The following is a 9,290-nucleotide window of genomic DNA, read 5'->3' on the forward strand; positions in this document are numbered from 1 at the left end:
GTATCGGAGCGGAAGTTAGCGATGGGAGGTGGGCTAACAGGGACGGTGTGGGAGATGGTGTCGCGGCAGCCATAGGAGTCGGAGACGTAGAGGGTGACGGTATAGGATCCGCTGGTGTTGTAGAGGTGGGTTGGGTTGGTGAAGGTGGAGTTATTGCCATCGCCGAAGTTCCAGAGGTAGGAGGCGATGGGGTTGTCGGTGGGGAGGGATTGGTTAAGGAAGTGTGTGGAGTCGTGGAGGCAGGCGGTGTCGTAGGAGAATTCTGCGATAGGAGGTCTGTAGACGGTTACGGTGTGTATGATGGTATCACGGCAGCCGAAGGGATTAGATATGATGAGGCGGACGTTATACGTACCTGGGTTTGCGTAGAGGTGGGATGGGTTAGGGGCTGAGCTGGAGTTGCCGTCGCCGAAGTTCCATTGGTAGGAGGGGATGGGCCAGCCGAAGCCTTGAGGTGTGCTGGTGAAGTGAGTGGGGTAGCCGAAGCAAGCTGTGTCGAAGGTGAAGTCAGCTTGTGGATAAGGTGCGACGTAGGCGGTTTTGACGATGGTGTCGCGGCAGCCGATGTTGGTTTGGACGATGAGTTGGACGTTGTAGGTTCCGCTATCTGGGTAGGTATAGGATGGGTTTGGCAGGTTAGATGTACCTATTCCATCGCCGAAGTTCCATTGGTAGGAGGTGATGGTGCCGAATGGGGCTGTGGAGAGGTTAGTGAAGTTGGTGGGTGAGCCTTCGCAGACGGTATCGGAGCGGAAGTTAGCGATGGGTAAGGGACTTACTATGACAGATCTACTTGTTGTATCTTTGCAACCTTTATCATCGATAGCAATCAATGTTACAACATATGTTCCTGGGGCATCGTAATAATGTACTGGATTAACGACATTGTAAGCTGTGTCTCCGTCACCGAACCACCATTCATAATATACAATATTAGCCCCTCTGCCACGAGAAAGATTAGTAAAAGGGGTACTATCACCAAAACAAACTGTTGGAGCAGTAAAATTTACATATGGAAGTGTATCAACGTGAACAATATGCCATACTGTGTCTTCGCATCCTAAGTTAGATCTAGCAATTAAATATGCATTATAATCACCCCAATTATTGTAAACATGAGTTGGATTTTGCTGAGTACTTGTAAAGCCATCACCAAAATTCCAGGTCCATGCAATGATATGTCCACCTGGTGCCCAACTTTGATCGAAGAAATGGGTAGTATCACCGAAGCAAACAGTATCGTATCTAAATTCAGCAAAAGTTTGAGAAACAAAAATTCTTCTTTGAAATTGAGTGCAGCCACATCCCGGCTGTAAACCTCCAGCGTTGTTGCATGCAGTTAATGTAACAACATATGTTCCAGTATCTGTGTACATGTGGTTCACTACTTGTTGTGGGTTTAAAAACCATGGAACACTGTGGGGTCCAAAGGTGGTTCCATCACCAAAATCCCAAAAATACCGCGTAGTTGAGGGATTAGCACAGCTATTAGGGAGAGAGATATTGATAAATGTTGCTCTTTGTCCAAGGCAAATTGAATCATCTGCGATGTTAAATCTAGCTTGAGGAGGTTGATAAACTCTAATGGGTGAAAATGTATTTTGAGTAAAATCGCAAACATTCTGGGCAGTGAGTGTTATAGTGTAAGAATTCATCACACCATTGTTACATCCAGTTTGAGTATAAGTATGACATACTTGTTGACCAACAGAAGTAAAAGGCAAGGTGTCAATGATCCCATCGCCCCAGTTAATAGTCATAAGTGTTGTCCTAGATATGTTACTACTATTGTTAGTTACACAAAAAGTTAAGGGAGCACAGCCAATGTTACCTATGGGTGGAGCGACCACAGTAGCTATTGGAGCTGTCTCCAAGATAACAGTATCGTAAGTAGTTATTTGACAACCATTTGAACCATATGCAGTTATTGCAATGGTATAGTATCCCAAACGAGTGTATCTATGTTCAATTGGAATAAAACTCGAAAATTGAGCAGGAGTAAAAGTTTGACTAGGTGATCCATCACCCCAATTAACAGTGTAATGTGTGATGCATCCATAGGATGGAGAAAAATTATAGATTCTAGCAGTGTCACTTAGATTGTTTGAATCACTATGGCAAAATAAAAAATTATGTTCTTCCCAATATGATACATTTGGTTGCTGGCGTATGGTTACAGGAATGGTTATTTGGTCTGTACACCCATTTCGATCTCTAATACGTAATCTAACATTAAATACGGCGTTGCCACAGCCATAAGAGCGAAAAACATGACTAGGATTTTGTAAAGTAGAAGTATTTCCATCACCAAAATCCCAATTGTACGTTAATCCTACTCCTGTCCCAGTAAAAGTGAATTGAACTGAACTACCAGAACATTGATTATTTGGAAATGAAAAATTTGCTACTGGTAAAGGATCTACACATACTAATTTGATGATACTATCTTTGCACCCCGATGAATCAGTTACAACTAGTTTGACGTTATAACAACCTGTTGAAGGATAATTATGAACAGGTGGGTTTTTTCCATTATACTGGGGGCTACCATCTCCGAAATCCCATACCCATGAAACAATGTCGCCCGTCCCCACAATGTAACTACTATCAGTAAAATCAATTCTGTTTTGTGAACATAATCTTCGGAATTTAAAGTTGGCATGAGCAGGACATTGGCTGTAAACTAAATTTGAAAGAAATAGTACATATAAAACAAAAAGCACAGATTTATTAATCATTTTAATTAAATTTTTATTTTGACATTAAAGATAAAAGTTAGTTTAATGGAAAATAATTACATTTTATGAATTAATACAAAAAATTAGGTTAACATTTAGTTAACATCCTAAATTAAGGATAATATTTGTTACGATTTTATCTATGTACAGCTCTTATAAAATTCAGAAAAATCAGTTAAACTCTATATCATAAGGAGGTTTAGCAATCCAAATCTTACCACTAAAGCCTACATAATGTTGCAAAAAAGTAAACCATGATGGAAAAAAGTTAGTAAATCTATTTTCAAGGTCAATATTTTCAAGTAATTTTTCAAATGATGAGACTTTTTTGGGATATTCGGTGATGGAATAAACTTGTAATTGTGCAAGTGAGGCTGCTTTTTCGATAGCATCTTGCAAACTTCCCAATGTATCAACGAGGTGAAGTTTATATGCATCTAAACCTGTCCAAACTCTACCTTGAGCTATACTATCTACGAAATGAAGTTGAAGTTTTCTTCCTTCAGAGACAGCTTTGATAAAATTTTGGTAAATATTATCCAATTCTTTCTGCAGTAATTTCATGTCAAAACTCGAAAGTGGTTTATAGATAGAAATATAATCACTATGTTGATGAGTTTTGATTTCGTCGACGGTTATACCCAATTTTTCATTAAAAAGTTTCTTAACGTTAGGAATAAGTCCGAAAACACCAATGCTACCAGTAATGGTAGTAGGTTCAGCGAAAATATAATTTGCCGAGCAACTAATATAATATCCACCACTTGCGGCATAATCTCCCATAGATACGACCACAGGTTTGACAACGCTTGCTTTTTTAATAGCATGCCAAATAGCTTCTGAAGCCATGGCATCACCACCAGGACTATTTATTCGTAAAACGATAGCTTTGATATACTCATCTCGAGCAAGTTTATTGATGAGTTCGGCATAATATTGCCCTGGGATTGAACCATATTCATAATCATATCCATTCACGATGTCACCAAACGCGTAAATTATAGCTATTTTTTCAGAACTTATTTTGAAAACATCTTCTTTTACGTGGTGAAAATAGTCTTTAAATGAAATAAAATTCAAGTCATCGATTTGAAGAAGCATATTTAAATAAGGTTTAGAATCTGAAAAGTAAAGAAGACTGTCTATCAGTTTATATTTTAGAGCTGATTTTGCAGGATATGCAAGGAGTTCATCTGTGATTCTATCTATTTCAGCAACATGAATATTTCTTGCATATGCTATAGAATCTGCTAATGTTTTCCAAATTGAGCGTGCAAGTTCTTCGTACTGAATACGATTTTCAGGACTCATTTTTTCATATACAAAAGGCTCTATGGCACTTTTAAATTTTCCATGCCTGACCACTTGCATGTCGATGTTTAGCTTTTCAAGAGCCTTTTTAAAAAAGAGAAGTTGTAGGTGAAGTCCTTTTAATTCTAGATTTCCATTTTCAGATAAAAAAACTTTATTAGCAGCACTTGCTACAAAATAGGCTTTCTGATTCATGGAATGTCCATATGCAATCACCCATTTTCCTCTTTGGCGGAAATTCACAAGTGCTTTTCGAATACTTTGCAGCGTTGCATAATTTGCATCGGGAGATGATACATACAAAAGTATGCCTTTGACATTGTCATCATATCCTGCGTATTCAATGGTTTTAATCAACGAAAGAAGCTGAACGGAGTTCAATGATAAATCTTCTAATAAAGAGAACGATGAAAAAACATCGGATGATTGTTCGACAATTTTTTGATCAAGGTTAATGATGAGAATGCTATTACTTTTAACATCTTCAACTTCTTTAATAGAAAACAAGCTACTTATTTCAGTTGTAATTACGATTAAGATAAAAAAGAACAAAAAAAGGATGGTTAAACATGAAATCATACTTCCAAGTAAAGAAGCTAAAAACATTTTCCAGAAATCTTTCATGGGTTATCGTTTTTAAGAAATTCCAAAATACTTCTAATGATGGAGGATACTTCTCGTGGATACTCAATGTGACTCATATGAGCTGAATTTTCAAGAAAAAGACAATAAGCCACTTTAGGTAAAATGGTTTGTCCGAGTACTCTACTGAAATCAATCCTGCTATCTTGCTTACCTAAAACAAAAACGAATGGAAAAGGTGCATTTAAAAGGAGTTCGAGATGATCTTGGCGGTTCATCATGGCTTCCTGGGTTGCAATTAAAGTTTCTTTGCTTATATTAGAGGAGATTTCTATCAATTGTTGAATGGTCGGTTGTAATTTGTCTTTTAGGGGTTCATAGAAAAGATTTTCAATGAAAGAACCGAGGAAGCTAAAACGATCATGCTTTATGATTTCGATGGTTCTTTTTCGAGCGCTAATGGTTTCTTCAGTATCACGAGCAGCGTGAGAATTGATAAGACCTATTCCATTTACTAATTCAGGAAAGGAATGAGCCATTTCAAGTGCTACATACCCGCCCATGCTATGTCCCGCTATAAAAACTTTTTGTTGAATATATGATTCGACGAATTTAGCTACATGATTTGCCATTGTTTGGATGGTAAGAGGATTTAAAAAAGGAGCGTCTCCATGACCTGGTAAATCAATTGCATAACAGCAACAATAATTCTTCAGTTCATTGATCAAAAATGTCCATGTATGTTTGGTTTCTGCAAAACCATGAACAAAAACGATGGGTTTTCCACTCCCTTCAACAATAAAGTTAAAATCTTTATTCATTTTAAGCCATATTGGTAAAAACTCTTACAACATCGTCATCTTCTTCGATTTTGTCGATTAATTTTTCGACAGTTGCTTGTTGTTCTGGTGAAAGATGTTTAAGTTCCATAGGAATATAGTCGAAATCAGCTTTTACAATGTGATATTTTTTTTCTTCAAGATATTTCTGAAGCGTTCCAAAAGAAGAAAAATCTCCATAAATTTGAATACCATCTTCATTTTTAAATACTTCTTCAGCACCATAATCGATAAGTTCCAGTTCAAAATCTTCTAGATTTTGAATATCACTTTGTATAATAAATACACACTTTTTTTCGAATAAATAACTTACAGAACCACTTACAGCAAGATTGCCACCATATTTGTTGAAATAACTTTTTAAGTTAGCCACTGTTCTGATGTGGTTATCAGTCGCACATATAATGAGAACAGCTACTCCAAAAGGTGCATATCCTTCGTAAATGTGTTCCTGATAGTCCGTTGCGTCTTTTTCTGAGGCTCTTTTAATAGCTCTTTCGATGTTTTCCTTGGGCATGTTATCACTACGCGCGTTTTGTATGATAGCGCGCAGCTTGGCATTGTATTCAGGATTAGGTCCATTCTCTTTGACTGCAATATAAATTTCTCTGCTATACCGGGTAAACAATCGGGATATATTACTCCAACGCTTGAGCTTCTTTTCTTTTCTGGCCTCGAATGCTCTTCCCATAGGATTTTCAAATCTTCCAACAAATGTACATCAAATTTAATCAAAATTTACATGTTAAAATAAAAATCTCTGCAAACTTAGTCTTCTATGTCCATTTTCTAAGATGGGTCTTGAAGGATATAGCTACACACTTGCGGTAAATATTACATATCAACCCGAAAAACGTAAGAGGATTCTGGTTTATTTTTTTAGAAGTTTTTCGTAAAGTGAAATGTATTTGGAAATCATGGAATCGTAATAAAAGTTTTTTACCATTTTTTTTCCATTTTGCCCTAGCTGTATTCGCAAAGAATTGTTTTTTGCAAGTAATAGCATCTTTTGGGCAATATCAGATGGATTTCTAATCTCACAAAGGAGACCATTTTTTTCGTGATGTACAATTTCCGGAATTCCACCTGCGTGGGTAGCTACAATAGGTAGGCCAAATTGCATGGCATCCAAGAGTGCTGTGCACAATCCTTCTTCTTTTGAAGTAAGAACAAAAACGTCGAAGCATTTGTACATGCTATACACGTCGTCCCTAAATCCTGTGAAAACGATATTATTATAGCAATTGAATCGTCTTGCAAAAGCTTCGACTTGTTTTCGAAGTTCTCCATCCCCCACAAGAACGAGGTATGTATTCGGCTGTTGTTGATACACGAGATCAAATGCTTTAATCAGTGTAAAATGGTCTTTATGATCGGCAAAACTAGCAACACAACCAAAGATGACACCTTCCTTGGAATTTACTTTTTTAAGTTCTATTGGACAAGAAAATTTTTCCGGGTCAATAGGTTCGATGCCACTATGAATAACTTCAAGTTTTTCGGGTTGAATGTCTTCTCTGAGGAGGATTTTTCTAATGGCTTCAGAAACAGATACTATGACCTTCAATTTGCTATGTTTATATTTCCATTTACTGAATCTGTTTTTAATGGCGGGAAAGTCGACTCTTCTTGTGTTAATTAATATAAATGAAGGGGTAAAATAACTGGCAAACAAAGCTAACGTCAATGAATGAGCGTCGTGAGTATGAACAATTTGAGGTTTGAGTTGGCGGATATAATGGCTGAGCGTCAGGATAGATCTCAATGAAAATTCATTTCTAGATGGAATGGGTAGTACGTTTAGATAACTTCTTGAAAAAAGAACACCTTTCTGATAGGCTGCGAGATGACTTTCAAACCCATACTGCAGAAGTCCTTCGTGAAGCAACAATACCTGTCGTTGACCTCCACGCCATTCTGGACCGGTGTCTAAGTGTAAAATGCGGTTCATAATTTAGATATCTCCTTTGGTTCAAAAGTAGAAACAATCATTTCAAAAAAAAATCAATTTTAAGGATTATTGATATGATAAGTTAAATGAAGGTTTACGTTCGGTTCGGGGAAGGCATTTTTTATGATAATATCCAAAGAGTCTATTCTTTGAGTAGTTCGGTTTTTAGCTGAAATAGAAATCGAATTTTTTCCTTCAGAAATCGTATACGTTTTTGGAGAAAGTTCAGGGAAAAAAAGTTGGAATGGAATTGACGAATGATTTTGAATGATAATTTCTATGTGTTTTTTCTTTTGATAGTTTATCTCAATAACCTGGATACATGCTCTAATAAAATTTTCGAGAATATTTTTAAATCCATAGACATTGTATTTATGCAAAACGAGGGTCCGTCTAGCTTGGAGAGCTTCATAGCAACCTTCTTTTGTAGCTTCTTTAACAAATAAAATTGTTAGAGGTCGATGTTCTTTATCAGAGTAAACAAAGCATGAAGGAAAATGAAGATCGGAATTTCCAATCATGGTCAGGTTTTTTTCGAGGCACCAACGATGAGCTTCCTCGCAATAATCGTTTCCATTTACAATCTCGATGCCATGCAAAAGTCCAGCTTCGTAGAGTTCAGTATGTTGATCCCACCATTTTACATTGAGGGGCTGTTGAACTTTCCAGCAAGGATGGTTCCAGAAAATAAATGCATTTTGTCGTTTAGCTTCTTCATAGGCATCGCGATAATTTTCTGTGAGAAGTTTGTTGGCATCGTTAAGAAAAATGGCATTGCTATGGCCCGGGGGCATAGAACGGGTTATTTCTGCCCCCAGTAGAAGGATGATACCATATTTTTCAGCAAGTTTTTTGGCGATTTCATAACTTTTATTCAAGTCGCCTTTGACGAAATTACTGAAGGGTTGATATTCGACATGTTCTGTCATGGATATGACTTGAATGCCTTCTCGATAAGCTTCTTCGATACGAAAAGTTGGCCAAACTAAGCCGTCAGAGAAAACTGTATGCATATGGAAATCAGCCTTTAGAGTTAAGTATCCTTCAATGTTGGGAAGCTTAATATTGGGTTGAGCATAAAAGAGTACACAAAGGAATATAAATAGTAAGGAAAAAAAATTTTTTCTCTCTCTTAAATTTTTCATTTTTTTCAAAAATAATAAAGCTTTAACTCACGCAATTATTTATGATAAATATTTGATTGCTTGAAAAGATAAAAGATTTCAAGATCCCAAACAAGTGTTAGTATTCGTCTTCATTGAAGAGAAAATCTTCTTTGGTTGGGTAGTCGGGCCAAAGGTCTTCAATGCTTTCAAAAACTTCTTCTTCATCTTCAATTTCATAAAGATTTTCAAGCACTTCCTTGGGTGCTCCCGAACGGATGGCATAATCTATCAATTCTGCCTTTGTAGCGGGCCATGGAGCATCTTCTAATTTGGATGCTAATTCCAATGTCCAATACATATTGCCCCTCCTTTTTAAAAGCGTGCAAAATTAGCAAATTTTTATGAAAAAAAAGAAATTCTTAGTTTTTTATAAACAAATAATAGAAAATAAACTAATGTTGGCCATAAAAAATACTGCGTAAAATAATCCCATGAGATAGTGAAAAAATTTCTCAAATATATTCTTAAAGAGAATAGACACATGAAAAAGCTTTCACTTATCAAAAAAACTATGTTTGAGAAAATAAAAAGGCATTGACTTTTTTTACAAGTTATTTCCTACATACAGGATCAAAAGGATTAAAAGTGCTATCAAAAAAACAGCAATGAGAATTTCGACAAACTGTGGTAAAATGAGAGAAATCAAGGTTAAAATCAAAGCTATAATTAAAATATAAATCAGCAATGTGACGATATCATCGGA

7 protein-coding genes are annotated in these 9,290 nt (G+C 36.5%); all 7 read right to left on the minus strand.

Annotation, left to right across the window (positions count from 1 at the left end; translation table 11 throughout):
- Positions 1-2,738, minus strand: a 2,738-nt coding sequence (locus tag N2Z72_00005) for a PKD domain-containing protein (GenBank protein MCX7696060.1), incomplete at its 3' end; no start/stop codon positions are given.
- Positions 2,739-2,909: 171 nt separating this feature from the next.
- Complete coding sequence (gene sppA, locus N2Z72_00010; GenBank protein MCX7696061.1) at positions 2,910-4,673, minus strand: signal peptide peptidase SppA; 1,764 nt, start codon at positions 4,671-4,673, stop codon at positions 2,910-2,912.
- Positions 4,670-5,452, minus strand: coding sequence for an alpha/beta fold hydrolase (locus tag N2Z72_00015; GenBank protein ID MCX7696062.1), 783 nt, complete (start codon positions 5,450-5,452; stop codon positions 4,670-4,672). The genes sppA and N2Z72_00015 overlap by 4 nt, the downstream gene beginning before the upstream one ends.
- 1 nt (position 5,453) lies before the next feature.
- Positions 5,454-6,161, minus strand: a complete 708-nt coding sequence (locus tag N2Z72_00020) for a YebC/PmpR family DNA-binding transcriptional regulator (GenBank protein MCX7696063.1) — start codon at positions 6,159-6,161, stop codon at positions 5,454-5,456.
- 180 nt (positions 6,162-6,341) lie between these two features.
- Positions 6,342-7,421, minus strand: a complete 1,080-nt coding sequence (locus N2Z72_00025) for a glycosyltransferase family 4 protein (GenBank protein ID MCX7696064.1) — start codon at positions 7,419-7,421, stop codon at positions 6,342-6,344.
- Between the two features lie 59 nt (positions 7,422-7,480).
- Positions 7,481-8,566, minus strand: coding sequence for a PHP domain-containing protein (locus N2Z72_00030; GenBank protein MCX7696065.1), 1,086 nt, complete (start codon positions 8,564-8,566; stop codon positions 7,481-7,483).
- A gap of 97 nt (positions 8,567-8,663) precedes the next feature.
- Positions 8,664-8,885, minus strand: a complete 222-nt coding sequence (locus tag N2Z72_00035) for a DUF2795 domain-containing protein (GenBank protein ID MCX7696066.1) — start codon at positions 8,883-8,885, stop codon at positions 8,664-8,666.
- Between the last annotated feature and the right edge of the window lie 405 nt (positions 8,886-9,290).

The organism is Bacteroidales bacterium (assembly GCA_026418905.1).
Lineage (GTDB): Bacteria > Bacteroidota > Bacteroidia > Bacteroidales > DTU049 > JAOAAK01.